This is a genomic window from Streptomyces sp. L2 (assembly GCF_004124325.1).
GTDB lineage: Bacteria > Actinomycetota > Actinomycetes > Streptomycetales > Streptomycetaceae > Streptomyces.
In genome coordinates, this window is record NZ_QBDT01000001.1 from 7,335,123 (window position 1) to 7,354,530 (window position 19,408).

Consider the following 19,408-nt stretch of genomic DNA (forward strand, 5'->3'; position numbering starts at 1 on the left):
GGGGGTGAAGCGAATCTGATGGTGGCGACGCGGAGCGTCGCCGCATCTGCTCCGGCGGAGCCGGAGATGGCACAGGCGTCACTCATGGCGCGAAGCGTCATGACGGCCCGCCCAGGCGGAGCCGGGGAACGCTGATACCGGCCGGTTCTGCTGTTCGATGTACTGCCTGACCGCGGGAGCGGGGCGCCGCCGACGGTGCCGGCGAAGTAGGACCCGGACCAGAGCTTGTTGGCCCGCCAGTAGTGGCGTGCCAGGCCGGGGAACTCCTGGCGCAGGCGGCGCGAGGAGACACCCTTGAGGGAGTTGACCAGTTTGGTCACGGCGACCTTGGGCGGGAAGTTCACCAGGAGGTGGACGTGGTCGTCCTCGCCGTTGAACTCCACCAGCTCGCACTCGAAGTCCGTGCACACGGATCGCATGATCTCCTCCATGCCCCTCAAGTGGGCATCGGCGAACACTTTGTGCCGGAACTTGGTCACGAAGACCAAGTGCACATGCATCACGAATGTACAGTGCCTACCAGTTCTGATCTTCCGTGTCTCACCCATGATCCAGGTATGCAGCGTGGCCGTCATGCAGCTCCGGTACAGCTTTCGCCTGTACCCGGATTCCAGCCAGCAGAGGGCGTTGGCGAAGGCGTTCGGGTGCGCCCGGGTCGTGTTCAACGACGCGGTGCGTGCCCGCGAGGACGCCCGCAAGACCGGGCAGCCGTTCCCGAAGATCGGCGAGCTGTCCGCCCGCCTGATCACCCAGGCGAAGCGGACAGCCGCACGCTGCTGGCTGGGCGAGGTCTCCGCGGTCGTCCTGCAGCAGTCCCTGCGGGACGCCGAGACCGCGTACCGCAACTTTTTCGCCTCTCTCAAGGGCACCCGCAAGGGAGCGCGGCTGGGCGCGCCCCACTTCAGGTCACGTAAGGACAAGCGGCAGTCGATCCGGTTCACCGCCAACGCCCGCTGGTCCGTCACCGAAGCCGGCCGGCTGAGCCTGCCGAAGATCGGTGCGGTGAAGGTGAAGTGGTCCCGCACCCTGCCCGCCACCCCCACCTCCGTCACCGTGATCAAGGACGCGGCCGGCAGGTACTTCGCCTCCTTCGTCGTCGACACCGACCCCGCCGCCGACCGGGCACGCATGCCCGCAACCGACCGCACCACCGGCATCGACCTCGGCCTCACCCACTTCGCGGTCCTGTCCGACGGCACGAAAATCGACTCACCGCGTTTCCTGCGGCGCGCGGAGAAGAAGCTGAAGAAGGCCCAGCGCGAGCTGTCCCGCAAACAGAAGGGAAGCAAGAACCGTGACAAGGCCCGCCTGAACGTCGCCCGCGCCCACACCAAGGTCGCCGACGCACGCCGCGAGTTCCACCACCAGCTCTCCACCAGGCTGATCTCCGAGAACCAAGGGATCGCCGTGGAGGATCTGTCGGTGGCTGGACTGGCCCGCACGCGGCTCGCCAAGTCCGTGCACGACGCCGGATGGTCCTCGTTCATCGGCATGCTGACATACAAGGCAAAACGGTACGGCCGCACCCTGGTCACGATCGGCCGGTTCGAACCGACCTCCCAGACCTGCTCCACCTGCGGCACCGTGGACGGACCCAAGCCCCTCGATGTCCGGGAGTGGACGTGTGCCGCCTGCGGCGCGGTCCACGACCGGGACCACAACGCCGCGATCAACGTCAAACAGGCCGCCGGACTGGCGGTATCAGCCTGCGGAGCGCCGGTAAGACCAGGAGCGATCCCGGCACAGCGCGAAGAAACAGGAAGCCACGGATTCCCGACCGGAAACTGTGCCGCGTAGCGGCACAGCAACAGGTCGAGAAGGCCAGAATCCCCGGGCTTCAGCCCGAGGAGCAAGTCAATCCCTCGACACCTTCAGCCGCCGCCACCGCAAGGCGGTCCTGGCCAAGCCGCTCAACTGACCGTCCACGGCGAAGGCTTGTGCGATACTCCGCCGATGCCCACTGAAACGATCACCGCGGAAGCCTCCGGGACCGTCACGCTCGGCGATCTCCCCGTCCACCGCCTCGGCCTCGGCGCGATGCGGCTGACGGGCAGCGCCGCGTTCCACCTGGGCACCCCGAGCGACCGCGAGCGCTCCCTCGCCGTGCTGCGCCGGGCCGTGGAAGTCGGCGTGAACCACATCGACACCGCCGCCTTCTACTTCTCCGCCCTGCGCTCCGCCAACGAACTGATCAACACCGCCCTCGCCCCGTACGCCGACGACCTGGTCATCGCCACCAAGGTCGGCCCCTTCCGTGACTGGTCCGGTGAGTGGGCCACCGCCGCCCGGCCGGATCAGCTCCGCGGCCACGTCGAGGAGAACCTGCGCCAACTCGGCCGCGACCACCTCGACCTCGTCTATCTGCGCCGCATGAACCAGGTGTCCATCGCCGAACACTTCGGCGCACTCGCCGAGTTGCGCGAGGCCGGGCTGATCCGCCACCTGGGGATCTCCGCGGTGCACCCGCAGCACCTCACCGAGGCTCTGCGGATCGCCCCGGTGGTGTCCGTGCAGAACCGCTACGGACTGGACGCCCCCTACCCCGAGGGCCAGGAACTGCTGCGGATGTGCGGCGAGCGAGGCATCGCCTTCGTGCCTTACTACACCGTGGCCGGCGAGGGCGGGGAGCGCGGCGCGGCCGAGGCCCGCCAGGACGAGGAGGTGCTGTCCGTCGCCCGCGCCCACGGAGTGAGCCCAGCCCAGGTCCGCATCGCGTGGATCCTGCACCAGGGCCCCACGTCCTCGCCATCCCCGGCACCGGCGACCCGGGCCACCTCGCGGAGAACGTCGCCGCGGGCGCCCTGCGTCTCGCGGCGGACGACCTGAACCGCCTGAACGCACTCCGCGCCGGCAACGCCTGACCCCGCGCCGCTGCGCGCCGGGCCGGCCCGGCGCGCAGCGGCGCGGGGAGGGGGCCCCATCGCACCCGATCTTTCGGCCCCGACGGCAGCCCCTCCCATAATGGGCAGGCGGGCGCACAGCCGTGCGACCGTGGGCTGACTACCATCGCGTAGACGGTCTTCCGGACCGCGGACGAACACGGGGTGAGGAACCTTCCCATGACCGACGCCAAGGACGAACGCCGGCCGGCCGGTGAACTCGAAGCGAGCGTCATGGCCGCGCTCTGGGCCGCCGGTGCGCCCCAGACGCCCGGCCAGGTCCAGCTGACCCTCGGCGCCGGCCTCGCCCGTACGACGGTGACGACCATCCTGACCCGGCTGCACGACAAGGGCGTCGTCCGCCGGCAGCGCCAGGGCCGCGGCTACGCCTACGTCCCCGTCCAGGACGCGCACGGCCTCACCGCCCGCCGCATGCACAGCGAACTGGACCGCGACACCGACCGCGAGACCGTCCTCGCCCGCTTCGTCGCCCAGCTCAGCCCCGACGACGAGCGCATCCTGCGCGACCTCCTCGAAGCCGACGAGTGATGACCGCCCTGCTCCTGCTGCCGCTCCTGCTGCCCTGTGCGCTGCCGGGGCTCGCCCGCCGTGCCCTGGACCGGCTCGCGCCCGCCGTCGCCCTGTGGGTGATCACCTGCTCCGCCGTCGTCCTCGCCGGCTGCTCGCTGGCCGCGCTCGGCGCCTTCGTCCTCAACGGGCTGCTCAAGCTGCCGCTGTTCGCCGCGTTCGGAGAGCTGGTCCACCCGCTGCGCACCGCCTCCGACGTCTTCGTCGTCCCGGCCGCCGCGACCTCCGTCGGCGCGCTCGCCGTGTGCGGCTGGACCCTGGTCCGCTCCGTCCTGCACCAGACCCGCGCCTTCCGCGCGGCCCGCAGCCAGGCCGGGCGCGGGCCCGCCGCGGGCGACCTCTGTGTGGTGGACTCGCCGCGCCCGGACGCGTACGCCCTGCCCGGACGCCCGCACCGCATCGTCGTCACCACCGCCATGCTGCGCAGCCTGGACGGTCCGGAACGGGAGGTGCTGTTCGCCCACGAACGGGCGCACAACGCGGGCGGCCACCACTACTTCCTCGCCGCCGCCGAACTCGCCGCCCACTGCCACCCCGCGCTGCGCCCGGTGCGCGAGACCATCCGGCTGGCCGCCGAGCGGGCCGCCGACGAGGCCGCCGCCGGGGCCGTCGGCGACCGCCGCCTCACCGCCCGCGCCATCGCCCGCGCCGCCCTCGCCGGACAGTCCGCCGGCCAGGCAGCCGGCTCGGACCGCCCCGGCTTCGCCGCCGCCGCGACCTCCGGGCCCGTCCCGCGCCGCGTCCAGGCACTCCTGGCCGCACCCCGGGTCCCGCGCCGCACGGGCAGGACCGTCGCCGCGCTCCTCCTGGCCTGCACCGCCGTCTCCTGCGTGGCCTCCGTGGCGGGCATGGCCGAATTCCACCACCGGGTGGAGGTCGCCCAGGGAGAAGAACACCCCTGACGACGCCGGTGCCGGCGACGCCGCCCGCCGCACTGCCGGCACGTCCCGGGCTCCGCACCGCACCAAGGACTGGCGCGCTCCGGGTTTTACGTATAACCTCTCCCGCTAACCACCTCCCCGGAAGGCCCCGATGAGACGTATCGCCCTGGTCACCCTCGTCGTCGACGACTACGACGCGGCGATCCGTCATTACACCGAGGCCCTGGGGTTCCGGCTGGCCGAGGACACCCCGCGCCCCGACGGCTCCCGCTGGGTCGTCGTGGAACCGGGCACCGGCGCGCACGGAGGCGGCACCGGGCTCCTGCTCGCCCGCGCCAAGGGCGAGGAGCAGCGGGCCCGGGTCGGGGACCAGACCGGCGGCCGGGTCGGGTTCTTCCTGCACACCGACGACTTCGCCCGTGACCACGCCCGGATGACCGCCGCCGGCGTCACCTTCCTGGAAGAACCGCGCCACGAGCCGTACGGCACGGTCGCCGTCTTCCAGGACCTGTACGGCAACCGCTGGGACCTGCTCCAGCCCGCCGGCTGAGCCCGCCCCGCCGTACTGGACCACTCCGTCGCCCCGGAACACCCTGCTCCGAGCCGCACCGCTCCGAGCCGCACCGCTCCGAACACCCGCTCCACGAAAGCCCGACGAAAGACAGACACGCCATGACTGCTACGCGCGTAGACGCCGATGTGATCCGCCGGCTCCCCAAGGCCGTCCTGCACGACCACCTCGACGGCGGCCTGCGCCCCGCCACCGTCGTCGAGCTGGCGGCCGAGGTCGGCCACACGCTGCCCACCACCGACCCCGGGGAACTCGCCGCCTGGTACGTCGAGGCCGCGAACTCCGGCGACCTCGTCCGCTACATAGCCACCTTCGAGCACACCCTCGCCGTCATGCAGTCCCGTGCGGGCCTGCTGCGCGTCGCCGAGGAGTACGTCCTCGACCTCGCCGCCGACGGCGTCGTCTACGCCGAGGTGCGTTACGCGCCCGAGCTGAACACCCGCGGCGGGCTGTCGCTGGGCGAGGTCGTGGAGGCCGTGCAGGAGGGCCTGGCCGCCGGCATGGCCAAGGCCGCCGCCGCGGGCACCCCGGTGCGGGTCGGCACCCTGCTCTGCGGGATGCGGATGTTCGACCGGGTCGGCGAGGCCGCCGAGTTGGCCGTCGCCTACCGGGACGCGGGCGTCGTCGGCTTCGACATCGCCGGCGCCGAGGACGGCTTCCCGCCCGCCGACCACCTCGCCACCTTCGAGCACCTGCGCCGCGAGAGCGTGCCGTTCACCATCCACGCCGGCGAGGCGCACGGCCTGCCCAGCATCCACCAGGCCCTCCAGGTGTGCGGCGCCCAGCGCATCGGGCACGGCGTGCGGCTCACCGAGGACATCGTCGACGGCAAGCTCGGCCGGCTCGCCGCCTGGGTCCGCGACCGCCGGATCGCGCTGGAGATGTGCCCCACCTCCAACCTGCAGACCGGCTGCGCCACCTCCATCGCCGAGCACCCGATCACGGCGCTGAAGGACCTCGGCTTCCGGGTCACCCTGAACACCGACAACCGCCTGGTGTCGGGGACGACGATGACCCGGGAGATGTCCCTGCTGGTCGAGGAGGCCGGCTGGAGCGTCGAGGACCTGCGCACGGTCACGGTGAACGCCGTCAAGAGCGCGTTCCTCCCGTTCGACGAGCGCAAGGCCCTCATCGAGGACGTCGTGCTGCCGGGCTACGCGGCCGCGCTCTGAACCAGCCCCTTGAGGTAGGCGGCCTGTCCGACGTGCTGGAGGTCGTCGGACAGGACGCTCACCAGGCGCACCCCCAGCGTGACCGGCGGGTCCCAGCGCTCGTCGACGACCCGCTCCAGGTCCTTGGCGGCTAGGGAGCGCAGCACCCCGAGGGTCTGCTCGTGGACGGCGTCGTAGTACCCGGACAGCAGGCCGGCCGAGTCCACCCGCACCTTCGCGACCTTCGCCGAGCTGTGCCCGTACCCCGTGTCCTGCCGGGGCAGGTCGAGGCCGAAGCGCTTCTCCCAGCCCTGGGAGAGCCACACCTGGTCGAGGTCGAAGGCGCCGGCGATGTGGTCGTCCTGCACCCGGGTGAGGTGCCAGACGAGCCAGGCGACCGAGTTGGCGTCGGGGGCCGGGCGGTGGTGCAGCTCGTCCGGTCCGAGGCCGTCGAGGACGGCGTGGACGTCTTCCCGGATGCGGTCGTAGCCGTCGATGAGGATGTCCTTGGCATGCATGGGTCCACGATCGCGCATCGCCCGCGCTCACGCGTCCTGAATCAGCCCCGTCTCCAGCAGCCTGATCAGCGCGCGGGCCGCCGGGCTGGTGGCCCCCTCCGGGGGCAGCAGGGCGACCGTCTCGTACGCCGCCTCGGCCGCCGGCTTCAGCGGGAGCGCGGTGAGGGAGGGCCGCTTGTGCCGGAAGTGCCGGGGTACGACGGCGATCCCGAGGTTCTCGTCGACCAGGTCCAGCAGGCTGTGCACGTCGTTGACCTCCAGCGCGACCGTCCGCCGCACCCCGGCCCGGCCGAACGCGGCGTCGGTGGTGCGGCGAGGGCCCCAGTCGGGGTGGAAGTCGACGAACACCTCCCCGGCCAGATCGTCCGGCGCGAGCACCGCCTCGGCGGACGCCAGCCGGTGACTCGGGTGGCACAGCAGCGTCATCGGCTCACTCGTCAGCGCCACCGACCGCAACTGGTCGGTGTCCGCCTGGGTGCGGTAGGCGAACGCCAGGTCCAGCCGCCCGGCCGCGACCTCCTCGGCCAGCGCCCCGGACCCCGCCTGCCGCAGCCGGATCTCCACGTCGGGGTGCCGGCCCCGGAACGCCGCCAGCAGCCGGGCCACGTGCACCCCGGCGATGCACTGCTCGGTGCCCAGCGCCAGCGTGCCGCGCAGCACCCCCTGCACGGCGGCGACCGCCTCGTGCGCGGAGCGCACCTGGGCCAGGATCCGCTCGGCCTCCCCCAGCAGCGCGCGGCCCGCCTCGGTGAGCGTCACCCTGCGCGTCGTCCGCACGAACAGCGGCGCCCGCAGCTCGCGCTCCAGCGCCCGGATGGAGGCGGACAAGCCGGACTGGGACACCATCAGGCGTTCGGCGGCCCGGGTGAAGTGCTGGTCCTCGGCGACCGCGACGAAGTGGTGGAGATGGCGCAGTTCCATGATTGAGAAGCCTAGCCGCACAATTCCATCGGATTCTTCCGTTGGACCACTGCCCGCCGGGAGGGGAAGAGTGGGAGCGGTTCCCGGGACGGACTGATCCCCGGGAGCGGGAAGACCGTGTGCCGACCCCTCTGGAGACGCGTTGTACACCGCACACCCCGACCGCTACGCCGCGATGCCCTACCGGCGCACCGGACGCAGTGGACTGAAGCTCCCCGCGCTGTCGCTCGGCCTGTGGCACAACTTCGGCCCGGACCGGCCCGTCCAGACCCAGCGCGCCATCCTGCGCCGCGCCTTCGACCTGGGCGTCACCCACTTCGACCTGGCCAACAACTACGGTCCGCCGCCCGGCGCCGCCGAGACCGCCCTCGGCGCCGCCCTGCGGACGGACTTCGCGCACCACCGCGACGAACTGGTGATCTCCACCAAGGCCGGCTATCTGATGTGGTCCGGCCCGTACGGCGAATGGGGCTCGCGCAAGCACGTCCTGTCCTCGCTCGACCAGAGCCTCACCCGTATGGGCCTGGAGTACGTGGACGTCTTCTACTCCCACCGCCCCGATCCGCGGACACCGCTGGAGGAGACGATGGGCGCCCTGCACACGGCGGTCCAGCAGGGCAAGGCGCTCTACGTCGGCCTCTCCAACTACTCGGCCCAGCAGACCCGCGACGCCGCCCGCATCCTCGGCGAGCTGGGCACCCCGCTGCTCATCCACCAGCCGCGGTACTCGATGCTGGACCGCCGGCCCGAGAGCGAGGGCCTGCTGGACACCCTGGACGACCTCCAGGTCGGCTCCATCGTCTACTCCCCGCTGGAGCAGGGGCTGCTCACCGGCCGCTACCTCGACGGCATCCCCGAGGACTCGCGGGCCGCGAGCGACAGCCCCTTCCTGGACTCGGACGCGGTGACCGAGGACCTGGTCGGCCGGCTGCGCGCCCTGCACGAGATCGCCGGCTCCCGCGGACAGACCCTCGCCCAGCTCGCCCTGGCGTGGGTGCTGCGCGGCGGCCGGGTCACCTCCGCGCTGGTCGGCGCGAGCAGCGCGCGGCAGCTGGAGGACAGCGTGGGCGCGATCCGCAACCTGGACTTCGAGAAGGAGGAACTGGAGCGGATCGACGCGGCGCTGGGCGGCTGAAGACGCCGCTCCCGGCGGGCCGCGTCCCCCGCGGACCGCCGGGGAGCGTCCCGGCTCCGCACCATCCGGCCCTCGGACCCGCATCCGGCCCTCGGACCCGCATCCGGCCCTCAGCCGGCGCGCATCCGCCCCTCAGGCCCCGGCCGGCACCCGGTCCAGGAAGCCGAGGACCTGCCGGATGCGGCCCTCCCCGTCCAGTGTGATCACGTCGAAGCCGGCCACCGGCGCCGTACCGCCCGCCTCGTTCACCAGCTCCCAGGCGAAGCGGGCGGTGTCGTGGTGCCCGTCCACGGCGCCGAGCGGACGGAAGGAGAAGCCGGGGAACCGCGCGTGCGCCGCCGCGATCGCCGCGGCGATCTGCTCGTGTCCGCGCACCTCGGCGAGAGGGTCGGTGTAGCCGCCGTCGGTGGCCCAGGCCGCGGCGACCGCCTTCGTCAGGGCCTCCGGCCCGGTGGCGTTCCAGGCCTCGAAGTAACGGGCCGCGGCGCTCTCGTAACGGTCGGTGTTCACGGACATGGCGAATCAGCCTCCATCGAGGTCGTCACTGCTGGTCGGGAGCCGGATCCGGGGCTGTGCCGATCCGGTGTGACCACCATGCCGGACGGCCGTGGGGCGGGTCGATTACCTCCCAGGTCATGCCGGGACGGCCGCGCGCCCCGGGCATTACGGCCGAAAGCGGCGGTGAATATGCCAAGAGACTGGCCGGAAAGTCATGGTGACACTGTTTCAGCAGTGGCGATACTCGAACGCCAGAGGCACTTCACCGCACAGCAGCCGCACGGAGAGCGAGGGTCGGCCGGCACACCAGCGAGGCGACGGGGGAGTGAAGGGTGCACGACGAATTCCTGTGCCACGTCACCGGATACGGCACGTGCGAGGGGCGGCGCATCGGCGTCCCGCTCGGCACCTACCGCGCGCCGACCCTGGCCCTCGCCCTGTGGTGGCTGCGGGACCGCGCCTCCTGGATCGCCGAGCGGCTCGACCCCAGCCCCGAGGACCCCGCCTTCCCGCCCGGCGCCCTCGTCCCCGTCGCGGACACCGTGGCGGACGTCCCCGCGCTGCTGCGCTCCTGGTGCGCCGACGACGGCCAACAGGACCTGGTCGCCGAACAGTTGGCCGAAGGGCGGCTGGTGCGGATCGCGGCCGGTGACGACACCACCGAGTACGAACTGCTCGCCGAGTCCGTCGACGCCCTGCGCATGCAGCGCACCGTCCCGCCGCTCGTCGTGCCGGTGGCCTGACACCCGCCGGGCACCCCGGACGGCTCCCGGTCGCCGCCCCGAGAGGGGGCGCATACCCGGTCGTATCGGTAAAATTCTGGCCATGGTGGAGCGGCCGGTCGCCGCGACGGCGGCCGAACTCGTGCTGGAGACCGACACGGCCTCCACGGTGATCACCCCGGGCCACGACTACCACGTGGGCCGGGACCCGCTGAGCGACATCGTCCTCGACGACGACCGGGTCTCCTGGCACCACGCGGTGCTCCGCTGGGACCACGACCACTGGCTGCTGGCCGACGCGTCCAGCACCAACGGCACCTACGCCGACGGCCGCCGCGTCCAGGAGTGGGGCGTCGGCCCCGGCACCGTCCTCCACTTCGGCAGCCCCGCCGACGGCCCCCGCGGCGTCCTGGTCAGTCCCGCCCCGCCCGCCCCGGACCGCCCGGCCACCGTCTCGATGCCCGCCCTGACCGGGACCTTCCGGCAGCCGACCACCGTACGGCCGCTGCCCGCCCGCGGCGTCCGCATCGGCCGGGCCGCCGACAACGACCTGGTGGTCGATGACCTGACCGTCTCCCGCCGGCACGCCGAACTGCGCGCCCACCCGGACGGCACGTACGAGATCGTCGACCTCGGCAGCGACAACGGCACGTACCTCAACGGCAGCCCCGTCACCCGCGCGCCCGTGGGCCCCGGCGACATCGTCGGCGTCGGCCACTTCGCGTTCTCCCTGTCCGGCGACGTGCTCCAGGAGTACGTCGACACCGGCGAGGTCTCCCTCGACGTGCAGGACCTCACCGTCGCCGTGGACGGCGGCCGCAAGATCCTGCTCGACCACGTCTCCTTCCCGGTGGGCGAGAAGTGCCTGCTCGCCGTCGTCGGACCGAGCGGCGCCGGTAAGTCCACGCTGCTGCGCGCCCTCACCGCCCAGCGCCCCGCCGACCGCGGCACGGTCCTCTACGACGGCCGCGACCTCTACCACGACTTCGCCGAGCTGCGTCAGCGCATCGGCCTGGTCCCGCAGGACGACATCCTGCACCCGCAGCTCACCGTCCGCGCCGCGCTGTCCTACGCGGCCGAACTGCGCTTCCCGCAGGACACCGCGAAGACCGAGCGGCGGGCCCGCGTGGACGAGGTGATCCGGGAACTGGGCCTGGAACAGCGGGCCGGCCAGCCCGTGCACAGCCTCTCCGGCGGGCAGCGCAAGCGGGTCAGCGTGGCCCTGGAACTGCTCACCAAGCCCTCCCTGCTCTTCCTCGACGAGCCGACCTCCGGGCTCGACCCCGGTATGGACCGCTCGGTGATGCACATGCTGCGCGGCCTCGCCGACGACGGCCGCACCGTCATCGTCGTCACCCACAGCGTGCTCAGCCTCGACGTCTGCGACCGGCTCCTCGTGCTCGCGCCCGGCGGCCGGACCGCCTACTACGGCCCGCCCGACGACGCCCTCGCCTTCTTCGGCTTCACCCAGTGGCCGGAGGCGTTCGAGGCGTTCGACCGCGACCGGGACCGCGACTGGGCGGGGGAGTACCGCGACTCACCGCACTGCCGCCGGTACGTCACCGAGTCCACCACCCAGCCCCGGCACCCCGGCGAGAGCCCGGTCGCCCCCGTGCCGCCGCCCCGGCCGCGGAGCTGGGGCGCCCAGCTCTCCACGCTGACCCGCCGCTACGCCGCCGTCCTCGCCGCCGACCGCACCTTCCTCGCCGTCATGATCGCCCTGCCCTTCGTGATGGGTGCCATGGCCAGGGCCCTCGCCGGCAGCGGGCTCACCCAGCAGACCGCGATGAACGCGCTGCTCATCCTGTGTGTCGGCGGAGTCCTCACCGGCGCGGCCAACGCGGTCCGCGAACTCGTCAAGGAACGCGCCGTCTACCGGCGCGAACGCGCAGTCGGCCTGTCCAGATCGGCCTACCTGATGTCCAAGGTGGTCGTCCTCGGCACGATCACGGTGGCCCAGGCCGTCGTCCTCACCCTCGTCGCCCTGCTCGGCGTCGACCTGGGTGCCCCCGGTGGCCGCGGAGTGCTGCTGCCGGCCCTGGCCGAGATCATCCTCGCCGTCGCCCTGCTGGCCTTCACGGCGATGATGCTCGGCCTGCTGGTCTCCGCCCTGGTGCGCAAGGAGGAGGTGACGATGCCGCTGCTGGTGCTGCTGGCCATCGTCCAGGTCGTCTTCTGCGGGGCGCTGCTGAGACTGCACGGGGTGCCCGGCCTCGAACAGCTCTCCTGGCTGGTGCCCTCCCGCTGGGCGCTCGGCGCCATGGCCGGCACCGTCGGACTCGCCCGGCTCGTCCCCGGCAGGCTGACCGCCGACCCCCTCTTCCGGCACTCGGCCGGGATCTGGCTGCTCGACCTGGCGATGCTCCTGGTGCTGTCGGCCGTCTTCGCCTTGCTGGTCGCCCGGCTGCTGCGCCGCGCCGAACCCGCCGTGATGCGGAAGTAGGCGCCGCCATGTCGACGCCGAGCCCCGGCTTCCGGCCCACCCATGTCGTCCCCCCGAACGGCATGCCCGCCTGGGAGGAGCCCGATCCGGCACGGGCCACCGTGTCCCTCGACGCCCTGCTGCCCGTGCTGCTGGAGGAGTGGCTCGGCGACTGGGCCCGCATCCGCTGCGCGAACGGCTGGGGCGCCTGGGTCGACGGCCGCCTGCTCGTCGCCGTACCCCGGGACCCGCCCGCCACGCCGGACCCGGACGGCACCACCGCCGACCCGCAGCCCCTCCTCGACCGCGTGACCCAGGCGCTGGACGCCTACCGCGCCGCGGTGGCCGAGCGGGCCGCCGGCGGCCTGGACGGGGAGTCCTTCCGGGACCGCACCAGCGGACTGCGCATCGGGATCGTCGTCGACGGCGAGTCCATGTGGCTCTACGACCCGGACGAGGAGCGCTGGCTCTACGGCGACGGACACCGCCTCGGCACCTACGCCACCGACCGGCCCGAACCGAGCGCCGAACCCCGCGAACACACCCCGACCCGGGTGGTCGCCCCGGACGGCGAACGCTGACGTCCCGGCCTCGCGACGCGTCCTGTGCCGCCACCTGGCCCCGCTACCGGGGCGCCCGGTCCGCCGTACCGGGGTGTGCCCGGTCCGCGGACCTCCGGTGCAGCGGCCGGGCCAGCACAGCGCCCAGGAAACCCATGACCAGTCCCCACAGCGCGCCCAGCCCGACGGCCGGCCCCAGGCGGGGCTTGAGGAACAGCTCACCGGAGAGACCGCCGCCCAGGTCGCCGATGCCGAACAGGGACAGGCCGTAGTGGGCGGAGATCCGGCCGAGCAGGCAGATCATGAGCACCGTCAGGGCGAGGGCGACGGCCATGCGCACGGCGTGCTGCCAGGCCCGGACGTCGGCCGGGGACCGGGCCGCCATCCGGAAGGCCACCGCCAGCAGGAGCACCGCCGCCACCGGCACCAGCCACCACGACCGGCTGTCGTAGTCGGCGAGCGTGCCCACGTTCACCGTGGATACCTCGGGCGTGCGCAGCACCTGGTCCAGCACGTGCGGCATCGGCAGGCCGAACGGCCCGTCCACCCTGCCGTTCCAGCTGGCGCCGAGCCCGATGGTGAACGCGGGCCAGACCACGTTGGGCAGGCCCAGGAGGATCACCGCGAACCGCTCGGCCACATGCCCGTGCGTCGCCGCCGTCACCAGGGCGATGACGATGCCGATGACGACGTAGACGAGGAGCAGGACGACCATGGCCTGCGCCGCCGGGCGCACCGAGCGCTGGTGGCGCGCGAACCGGCCCGGCACCGCCGCGCCGCTCGCGACGAGCAGGGCCAGCACCATCACCCCGGCCAGCCAGAGCAGGCCGAACAGCACGGTCAGCGGCACGTCCGTGGTGAAGCCGACCCGCGGTTCGGCGCCGAACAGGCCGGAGATGTCGTTGAGGATGCCCTCGCCGAGGTTCACCGCGAAGGTCTGCCGGGCGGCGAACGCCAGTCCGATCAGTGCGAGCAGCCACAGCAGCGCGATCCGGCCCGCCCACCCGGCCAGCTCCCCGGCCGGGGCGACCGCCCGCCTCCGCAGCGGTCGCAGGAACCCCGCCCCGAGCACCAGCGCGCCGGTCAGCGTCACCGACAGCGGCAGCACGTTCAGGCCTGCCCGGCTCTCGGCGAGCGCGCCCGCGTTCCCGGCGAGTTCGACGCTGCCGCCGACGGACGTCACCACGGTCGCCGCCGCCACCCGGCCGAACGCGCCGTCCGGCAGGTCCGCCGCGCCCGCCGCCCACAACCCCAGCGCGGCGACCACGAACATGGCGACCAGCGTCGTGACGACCAGGGCGAGGGCCCGCGCCCAGCCGTGGCGGGACATCGGCCGGCCGGGCGGCCGGCCCGAAACGGTTGGAGGGCTCACGCTGCCACGCTAAGCAGCGGCCCGGCACCCCGCCCGCCGGGTGGGCCGTCCGCGTCGGCTTGCGAGCGCACCGGAACCGGAGCACACAATGGGCTGATTGTGCATCAGTGCGGCATAAGGGATTTTTCGTAACTTTCCTGAGAGAAGCCGCGTACAGCGACGGGAAGAAGTACTCGTGAGCGTCGAACCTCCGTCTTCCGGCCGCCCCACCGGCCCACCCTCCGGTCCCCTGTCGGGCGGCAACCGGCCACCCCCGCCCCCTGACTCGCCCGGCGGCAGCTCCATGGCCGGCGGCCCCGGGCCGCACCGGCCGTGGTGGAGGTCCGTGCCGCGGATCGCCGCCGTCACCGCTGCCGTGGTCGCGGCCGTCGTCCTCGCGGTCGTCTTCACCCGTCCGGACGGCGGGTCCTCGGCCAAGGGCGGCGAGGTGTTCCTGCAGTCCGCCGCCAAGACCGGCCCCGACCCCTACACGGAGTCGACCGCGAAGGACAGCTCCGTCCCGCCGCCGCCCACGTCCGGGGAGTCCACGTCCGCCCCGGCCAACGCGGTACGCGGCGTGGACGGCGGCGCCCCAGGCCTCTACGGCGGCACCCAGAACAGCTCCAGCTGCGACGTCGAGAAAATGATCAAGGACTTCCAGGCCGACCCGGCCAAGAACAAGTCGTTCGCCTCGGTGGCCGGCGTCCAGCCCTCCGGTGTCCCCGCCTACCTCCGCTCGCTCACCCCGGTACAGCTGCGCGTGGACACCCGCGTCACCAACCACGGCTACCGCAACGGCGCCGCCACCAGCTACCAGGCCGTCCTCCAGGCGGGCACCGCCGTCCTCGTCGACGGACACGGCGTCCCCCGGGTCCGCTGCGCCTGCGGCAACCCGCTGACCCCGCCCGTCGCCCTGAAGACCACGCCCAAGCCGACCGGGGACCACTGGGCCTCGTTCCGGCCCTCGAACGTCGTCGTGGTCACCCCCGCGCCGCAGATCGTCAAGGTCTTCGTGATCTACGACCCCGGTCACCACTCCTGGTTCCACCGGCACCGGGGCGACCACGGACGCCACGACCAGCACGTCAAGCCGCCGAAGGTCCCGCTCTACCCCTGGAACCCGGCGGGCCACCCCGGCTGCGCCAGCCCGGGGACGACCGGGACGCCGGGCTCCTCGCCGACGCCGTGCCCGCTGTCCAGCAGCCCGTCGGCGTCCTCCTCCTCGTCGACCTCGTCCTCGTCGTCCTCGTCGTCCTCTTCCTCGTCCTCTTCCTCCTCGTCACAGTCGTCGGAGTCGTCCGGGGCGAGCACGCCGCCCTCCGAGTCGTCGAAGTCCCAGGCGCCCACGTCCGAGACCCCGACCTCGCCGCCGGCGTCGTCCAGTTCCCCGCCGGCCTCCGGGCCGCCCTCGTCCGCCCCGGCTCCCGGGACGAGCAGCCAGACGACGACGTCCGGGTCCTCGGCGTCGTAGGGACCGGCGCCCACGGCGGTGTGAGCCGTCGCACGCCGTGGGCGAACACGCGTGGGGACTGCGCGGCCCGGCTCGGGGTACGAGGACTGGTGCAACAGCCACCGGCCGGACCGGGCTTCCGAGAGAGAAACGCATGACCGACGACGTGAGCGGGGCAGTGATACCGACTGGCTTCGACATGCCCGTGGAACCCCTGCGCCGCGCGACGCACTACACCGGCGACCCCGGCTGCATCGCCGAGGCGCGGGCCTTCGCCGCACAGTTCCTGGAGCAGCTGAGGACCGAGTGGTGCGCGGCCGTCGACGGCCGCACCGACGGGGAAGTGCAACTGGTGGTCAGCGAGCTGGTCACCAACGCGGACCGGCACAGCAACGGCCCGTACGTCCTGGAGCTGGAGGGCACGGACAGCGCGGTCGTCGTCGGCGTCTACGACAGCAGCGCCGCCCTGCCGCACCCGTACCCGAAGGACCCCGAGCGCATCGGCCGGCACGGTCTGGAGATCGTGCACGCGATCGCCGCGGAGGTCACGGTCGAACGCGTGCCGGTCGGCAAGCGCGTCCGGGCCCGCGTCCGCCTGAGGCCGGACGCGGGCCCGGACGCGACGGGCTGAACCGGACGCGAGCCTCGCCCGGCGTCGACGCCCGGCCTCAGGCGCAGCCGAGTTCGCCCAGCATCCCCTGCCGCAGCCGGGTGATGATCCGCTTGATCAGCCGGGAGACGTGCATCTGGGAGCAGCCGAGCTGTTCCCCGATCTCCGCCTGCGTGGCCTCCTCGACGAAGCGCATGTGGATGATCTGCCGGTCGCGTTCGCTGAGCCCGGCCATCAGCGGGGCCAGCGCGTGGAAGTCCTCCACGAGCCGCAGGCCCTCCTCCTCCACACCGATGAAGTCCGCGAGGACCGCCTCGCCGTCCTCGGACCCGTCGGCGGTGAGCGCCGCGTCCAGCGAGGCGGAGTTGTACCCGTTCGAGGCGAGCTGGGCCTCGACCACCTCGTCCACCGAGATGTTCATCAGCGTGGCCAGCTCCTCGACCGTCGGGTTCCGGTCCAGCCTGCTGGACAGCTCCTCGCGGGCCCGGGCCAGCTCCACCCGCAGTTCCTGCAGCCGCCGGGGGACGTGCACGGCCCACGTGGTGTCGCGGAAGAACCGCTTGATCTCACCGACGATGTACGGCACGGCGAAGGAGGTGAACTCCACCTCCCGCGACAGCTCGAACCGGTCGATGGCCTTGATCAGGCCGATCATGCCGGTCTGGACGATGTCCTCCATGTCGTCGCCGCGACCCCGGAACCGTCCGGCCGCGAACCGGACCAGGGACATGTTCATCTCAATGAGGGTGTTGCGCGCGTACTGGTACTCGTGCGTGCCCTCCTCCACCTCGGTCAGCCGGCGGAAGAACTGGCGGGACAGCTCCCGTGCGTCACGCGGGGCGACGGAGGCGGGGTCGGCGATGCCGGGCAGGGTCGCGCCGCCCGTCGCGTCCTCCGCGGTCTTGCCGACGACATCTGCTTCCGACCGGATCCCGGCGGTGTTCATTACCTCTCCCACGAAAGTCACGGTTCGACAGCGGGCCTCGCGGCCCCTTCGTCCGACCCTCCTGACCGGATTGCACGTGTTGCCGCGTGTACCCGGAATCCAGCGGTTCATGCGTGTGCGCTGAGTCGTACACGGGGCGGGTACCCCCGGTGACCCCACGCATGCGCCCGCCGTCCGCGCCTGGCCGGAATACGCCGCTCCACGGTGATTCCACCGAGAGCGGAACGCCGTACGGCGCCCGCGCCGTCCGGGCGCCCCTAGGGTGAGGGCGTGAGCGACGAAGCGCGAGTGATCCCCCTGCGGCCGGTGACCGCTCCCGAGAGGGAGCCCGGAGCGCGGGGCGAGCCCCTGTGGCGCGATCTGGTCGGTGAGGTCCTGCGCCGCGAACGCCGGGCCCAGGAGCGGACCCTCAAGGAGGTCGCCGACGAGGCCCGGATCTCCCTGCCCTACCTGTCCGAGATCGAGCGCGGCCGCAAGGAGGCCTCCTCCGAGGTTCTGGGCGCCGCGGCGCACGCCCTCGGCCTCGGGCTCGGCGACCTGCTGTCCCGCGCCCAGGGCGAGCTGGCGCGGCGGGCACGCCGGAACGCCGCACCGCACCGGCCGTACGACGGGCTGTGCATGGCCGCCTGACCGACGGCCCGGAACGCGGGGCCGTTTGGATTGTTTTCCGGGCGCCGATGAGTTCCGCGGCGCGGACCGGTCGATACAGGTGACCAGGTTCCACGCCCAGGAGGTACTCATGACCACCGACGGATTCACCACGTGTCTCTGGTTCGACGGCAAGGCGGAGGAGGCCGCGCATTTCTACGTGTCGGTCTTCAAGAACTCCAGCGTCGGCCACGTCACCCACTACACCGACGCCGGCCCCGGCACGAAGGGTGACGTGCTCACCGTCGAGTTCACCGCGAACGGCCAGAAGTTTGTCGCGCTGAACGGTGGCCCGCAGTTCACCTTCAGCGAGGCGGTCTCCTTCCAGATCATCTGCGAGGACCAGGAGGAGGTCGACCACTACTGGGCCAAGCTCACCGAGAACGGCGGCGAGGGCGGCCCGTGCGGCTGGCTCAAGGACCGCTACGGGCTGTCCTGGCAGGTCGTGCCCCGGCGGCTGATGGAGATGGTGGCCGACGCGGACCAGGAGAAGGCGTCCCGCACCATGAGCGTCATGATGGGCATGGGCAAGCTCGACATCGCCGCGCTGGAGAAGGCCTACCGGGGCGAGTAGTCCGGCACGGGCGGCGGCCGCGCCGGGCATCGGATCCGGTCCGGCACCCGGCGCGGCCGCACGGCCAGGGGGGCGTCAGACCCGGTCGGCCGCGATCAGCAGGTACTGGAAGCTGCCGTTGCGGTAGGCGTCGAGGAAGGTGTCCTCGATGCCGGTGACCAGATGGTCGGCCTCCTTGCGCAGCTCCCAGTACGGGATCGTCGCGGCGGTCAGATCCTCGACGTGGACCGGGACGAGACGGTTGCGGGCCATCGCCCGGAAGTACTCCGAGCGCGGGTGGATGTCGCAGATGTAGTGGGCGTTGATCAGCGAGACCTCGCGGGACGCCCGGCCGTAGGTGTCGTTGTAGCAGCCGGTGATCACCACGTACCGGCCGCCCCGGCGCAGCAGCCGGGCGTGCTCGGCGAAGAGCAGGTCCAGCTCGACGTACATGGTGGACTCGTTGTTCCAGGAGGCCGCGTACGCGCCCGTCTCGAACCCGGTGTCGAGCATGTTGCGGTGGTGGTAGCGCACCCGGTCGTCGATGCCCCGCACGCGGGCCTGCTCGTTGGCGAACCCGGCCTGCTTCGCGGAGATCGTGACCCCGTCGGCGTGGCAGCCGTACCGCAGGTGGGCCACGACGCTGCCGCCGCCGCGCCCGCACCCGGCGTCGAAGACCCGGTCGGTGGGGGAGAGCGGTCCGAGCCGGCCGGCGAGCAGTTCGGCCTGGGCCTGCTCCAGACGGTGCAGTTCGGCGGTGACGAGCTGTCGGCGCCGCTCCGGGTCGGCCTCCTCCAGCACCGACCGGTCGGCGTCACCGATGCCGTAGTGATGGTGGTACAGGTCGTCGATCCTGCCGAGCTCGAGGTTGACCGGGTTCTCCTCGGCGTTCCAGTAGTCCGCGACGCGGGTCTGGTACGTGGACTGGGCCGGGATCGGGGCCGGCGCCGTCCGGGTGGGGGCGGTGGTCAACGGTGGTTCCTCCTGGCGTGTATGACGGCATT

General features: G+C 72.5%; 19 protein-coding genes and 2 pseudogenes. 14 read left to right on the forward strand and 7 right to left on the reverse strand.

Annotated features, from left to right (window positions below):
* Nucleotides 1–78: 78 nt before the first annotated feature.
* Nucleotides 79–548: pseudogene (gene tnpA / locus DBP14_RS32790) on the reverse strand (IS200/IS605 family transposase).
* A 25-nt stretch (nucleotides 549–573) separates the two neighbouring features.
* Here tnpA and DBP14_RS32795 point away from each other — a divergent pair.
* The 6 genes and pseudogenes from DBP14_RS32795 to DBP14_RS32820 all read left to right on the forward strand — a co-directional run bounded on the left by DBP14_RS32795 (nucleotide 574) and on the right by DBP14_RS32820 (nucleotide 6,091).
* The gene (locus tag DBP14_RS32795; protein WP_129311260.1) at nucleotides 574–1,797 is read left to right on the forward strand and encodes an RNA-guided endonuclease TnpB family protein; all 1,224 of its coding nucleotides are present in this window, start codon (nucleotides 574–576) and stop codon (nucleotides 1,795–1,797) included.
* Nucleotides 1,798–1,953: 156 nt separating this feature from the next.
* Nucleotides 1,954–2,861, forward strand: a pseudogene (locus DBP14_RS32800) (aldo/keto reductase).
* A gap of 198 nt (nucleotides 2,862–3,059) precedes the next feature.
* Nucleotides 3,060–3,428 (forward strand): BlaI/MecI/CopY family transcriptional regulator, encoded by a 369-nt coding sequence (locus tag DBP14_RS32805; RefSeq protein WP_129311261.1) that lies wholly within the window; start codon nucleotides 3,060–3,062, stop codon nucleotides 3,426–3,428.
* The gene (locus DBP14_RS32810; protein ID WP_129311262.1) at nucleotides 3,428–4,369 is read left to right on the forward strand and encodes a M48 family metalloprotease; all 942 of its coding nucleotides are present in this window, start codon (nucleotides 3,428–3,430) and stop codon (nucleotides 4,367–4,369) included. The genes DBP14_RS32805 and DBP14_RS32810 overlap by 1 nt, the downstream gene beginning before the upstream one ends.
* Nucleotides 4,370–4,499: 130 nt before the next feature.
* Nucleotides 4,500–4,898, forward strand: coding sequence for a VOC family protein (locus tag DBP14_RS32815; RefSeq protein WP_129311263.1), 399 nt, complete (start codon nucleotides 4,500–4,502; stop codon nucleotides 4,896–4,898).
* Between the two features lie 122 nt (nucleotides 4,899–5,020).
* On the forward strand, nucleotides 5,021–6,091 hold the full coding sequence (locus tag DBP14_RS32820; protein ID WP_129311264.1) for an adenosine deaminase: 1,071 nt from the start codon (nucleotides 5,021–5,023) through the stop codon (nucleotides 6,089–6,091).
* Here DBP14_RS32820 and DBP14_RS32825 read toward each other — a convergent pair.
* Both DBP14_RS32825 and DBP14_RS32830 read right to left on the reverse strand, forming a co-directional pair.
* Nucleotides 6,073–6,588, reverse strand: a complete 516-nt coding sequence (locus DBP14_RS32825) for a DUF664 domain-containing protein (protein WP_129311265.1) — start codon at nucleotides 6,586–6,588, stop codon at nucleotides 6,073–6,075. The two genes, DBP14_RS32820 and DBP14_RS32825, sit on opposite strands and share 19 nt — an antisense overlap.
* 27 nt (nucleotides 6,589–6,615) lie before the next feature.
* Entirely contained in the window at nucleotides 6,616–7,509 is an 894-nt protein-coding gene (locus DBP14_RS32830) for a LysR family transcriptional regulator (RefSeq protein ID WP_129311266.1), read from the reverse strand.
* Between the two features lie 142 nt (nucleotides 7,510–7,651).
* Here DBP14_RS32830 and DBP14_RS32835 point away from each other — a divergent pair, with 142 nt between their 5' ends.
* Nucleotides 7,652–8,644 carry an aldo/keto reductase gene (locus DBP14_RS32835; RefSeq protein WP_129311267.1) on the forward strand — a complete coding sequence of 331 codons (993 nt, stop codon included), beginning with the start codon at nucleotides 7,652–7,654 and terminating at the stop codon, nucleotides 8,642–8,644.
* Nucleotides 8,645–8,776: 132 nt separating this feature from the next.
* Here the strand turns inward: DBP14_RS32835 and DBP14_RS32840 are convergent, their stop codons facing one another.
* The gene (locus DBP14_RS32840) at nucleotides 8,777–9,160 is read right to left on the reverse strand and encodes a nuclear transport factor 2 family protein (RefSeq protein WP_129311268.1); all 384 of its coding nucleotides are present in this window, start codon (nucleotides 9,158–9,160) and stop codon (nucleotides 8,777–8,779) included.
* Between the two features lie 314 nt (nucleotides 9,161–9,474).
* On the opposite strand from DBP14_RS32840, the gene DBP14_RS32845 reads away from it, so the two are divergent.
* The 3 genes from DBP14_RS32845 (at nucleotide 9,475) to DBP14_RS32855 (ending at nucleotide 12,867) form a co-directional block, all read left to right on the forward strand.
* On the forward strand, nucleotides 9,475–9,885 hold the full coding sequence (locus DBP14_RS32845; protein WP_129311269.1) for a hypothetical protein: 411 nt from the start codon (nucleotides 9,475–9,477) through the stop codon (nucleotides 9,883–9,885).
* 82 nt (nucleotides 9,886–9,967) lie between these two features.
* On the forward strand, nucleotides 9,968–12,307 hold the full coding sequence (locus DBP14_RS32850; RefSeq protein WP_129311270.1) for an FHA domain-containing protein: 2,340 nt from the start codon (nucleotides 9,968–9,970) through the stop codon (nucleotides 12,305–12,307).
* Nucleotides 12,308–12,315: 8 nt separating this feature from the next.
* Nucleotides 12,316–12,867, forward strand: coding sequence for a hypothetical protein (locus DBP14_RS32855; RefSeq protein ID WP_129311271.1), 552 nt, complete (start codon nucleotides 12,316–12,318; stop codon nucleotides 12,865–12,867).
* A gap of 43 nt (nucleotides 12,868–12,910) precedes the next feature.
* Here DBP14_RS32855 and DBP14_RS32860 read toward each other — a convergent pair whose 3' ends face one another.
* On the reverse strand, nucleotides 12,911–14,176 hold the full coding sequence (locus DBP14_RS32860) for a streptophobe family protein (protein ID WP_129312203.1): 1,266 nt from the start codon (nucleotides 14,174–14,176) through the stop codon (nucleotides 12,911–12,913).
* Between the two features lie 217 nt (nucleotides 14,177–14,393).
* Here DBP14_RS32860 and DBP14_RS32865 point away from each other — a divergent pair, with 217 nt between their 5' ends.
* Nucleotides 14,394–15,668: a DUF6777 domain-containing protein gene (locus DBP14_RS32865; RefSeq protein WP_129311272.1), complete on the forward strand. Its 1,275-nt coding sequence runs from the start codon at nucleotides 14,394–14,396 to the stop codon at nucleotides 15,666–15,668.
* Between the two features lie 133 nt (nucleotides 15,669–15,801).
* Nucleotides 15,802–16,278, forward strand: a complete 477-nt coding sequence (locus tag DBP14_RS32870) for an ATP-binding protein (RefSeq protein ID WP_129311273.1) — start codon at nucleotides 15,802–15,804, stop codon at nucleotides 16,276–16,278.
* Between the two features lie 37 nt (nucleotides 16,279–16,315).
* Here DBP14_RS32870 and DBP14_RS32875 read toward each other — a convergent pair whose 3' ends face one another.
* A complete protein-coding gene (locus tag DBP14_RS32875; protein ID WP_129312204.1) occupies nucleotides 16,316–17,203 on the reverse strand; it encodes an RNA polymerase sigma factor SigF in 888 nt (295 codons plus the stop codon).
* A gap of 288 nt (nucleotides 17,204–17,491) precedes the next feature.
* Here DBP14_RS32875 and DBP14_RS32880 point away from each other — a divergent pair, with 288 nt between their 5' ends.
* Both DBP14_RS32880 and DBP14_RS32885 read left to right on the forward strand, forming a co-directional pair.
* Entirely contained in the window at nucleotides 17,492–17,833 is a 342-nt protein-coding gene (locus DBP14_RS32880; RefSeq protein ID WP_129312205.1) for a helix-turn-helix transcriptional regulator, read from the forward strand.
* Nucleotides 17,834–17,942: 109 nt separating this feature from the next.
* Nucleotides 17,943–18,425 (forward strand): VOC family protein, encoded by a 483-nt coding sequence (locus DBP14_RS32885; RefSeq protein ID WP_129311274.1) that lies wholly within the window; start codon nucleotides 17,943–17,945, stop codon nucleotides 18,423–18,425.
* A 75-nt stretch (nucleotides 18,426–18,500) separates the two neighbouring features.
* Here the strand turns inward: DBP14_RS32885 and DBP14_RS32890 are convergent, their stop codons facing one another.
* Entirely contained in the window at nucleotides 18,501–19,376 is an 876-nt protein-coding gene (locus DBP14_RS32890) for a geranyl diphosphate 2-C-methyltransferase (RefSeq protein WP_129311275.1), read from the reverse strand.
* Nucleotides 19,377–19,408: the final 32 nt, after the last annotated feature.

Excerpts from the sequence above, each read along its gene's own strand:
- DBP14_RS32795 (WP_129311260.1), top strand. The coding sequence starts at position 574 with ATGCAGCTCCGGTACAGCTTTCGCCTGTACCCGGATTCCAGCCAGCAG.
- DBP14_RS32805 (WP_129311261.1), top strand. The coding sequence starts at position 3,060 with ATGACCGACGCCAAGGACGAACGCCGGCCGGCCGGTGAACTCGAAGCG.
- DBP14_RS32810 (WP_129311262.1), top strand. The coding sequence starts at position 3,428 with ATGACCGCCCTGCTCCTGCTGCCGCTCCTGCTGCCCTGTGCGCTGCCG.
- DBP14_RS32815 (WP_129311263.1), top strand. The coding sequence starts at position 4,500 with ATGAGACGTATCGCCCTGGTCACCCTCGTCGTCGACGACTACGACGCG.
- DBP14_RS32820 (WP_129311264.1), top strand. The coding sequence starts at position 5,021 with ATGACTGCTACGCGCGTAGACGCCGATGTGATCCGCCGGCTCCCCAAG.
- DBP14_RS32825 (WP_129311265.1), bottom strand. The coding sequence starts at position 6,588 with ATGCATGCCAAGGACATCCTCATCGACGGCTACGACCGCATCCGGGAA.
- DBP14_RS32830 (WP_129311266.1), bottom strand. The coding sequence starts at position 7,509 with ATGGAACTGCGCCATCTCCACCACTTCGTCGCGGTCGCCGAGGACCAG.
- DBP14_RS32840 (WP_129311268.1), bottom strand. The coding sequence starts at position 9,160 with ATGTCCGTGAACACCGACCGTTACGAGAGCGCCGCGGCCCGTTACTTC.
- DBP14_RS32850 (WP_129311270.1), top strand. The coding sequence starts at position 9,968 with ATGGTGGAGCGGCCGGTCGCCGCGACGGCGGCCGAACTCGTGCTGGAG.
- DBP14_RS32855 (WP_129311271.1), top strand. The coding sequence starts at position 12,316 with ATGTCGACGCCGAGCCCCGGCTTCCGGCCCACCCATGTCGTCCCCCCG.
- DBP14_RS32860 (WP_129312203.1), bottom strand. The coding sequence starts at position 14,176 with ATGTCCCGCCACGGCTGGGCGCGGGCCCTCGCCCTGGTCGTCACGACG.
- DBP14_RS32870 (WP_129311273.1), top strand. The coding sequence starts at position 15,802 with ATGACCGACGACGTGAGCGGGGCAGTGATACCGACTGGCTTCGACATG.
- DBP14_RS32875 (WP_129312204.1), bottom strand. The coding sequence starts at position 17,203 with ATGAACACCGCCGGGATCCGGTCGGAAGCAGATGTCGTCGGCAAGACC.
- DBP14_RS32885 (WP_129311274.1), top strand. The coding sequence starts at position 17,943 with ATGACCACCGACGGATTCACCACGTGTCTCTGGTTCGACGGCAAGGCG.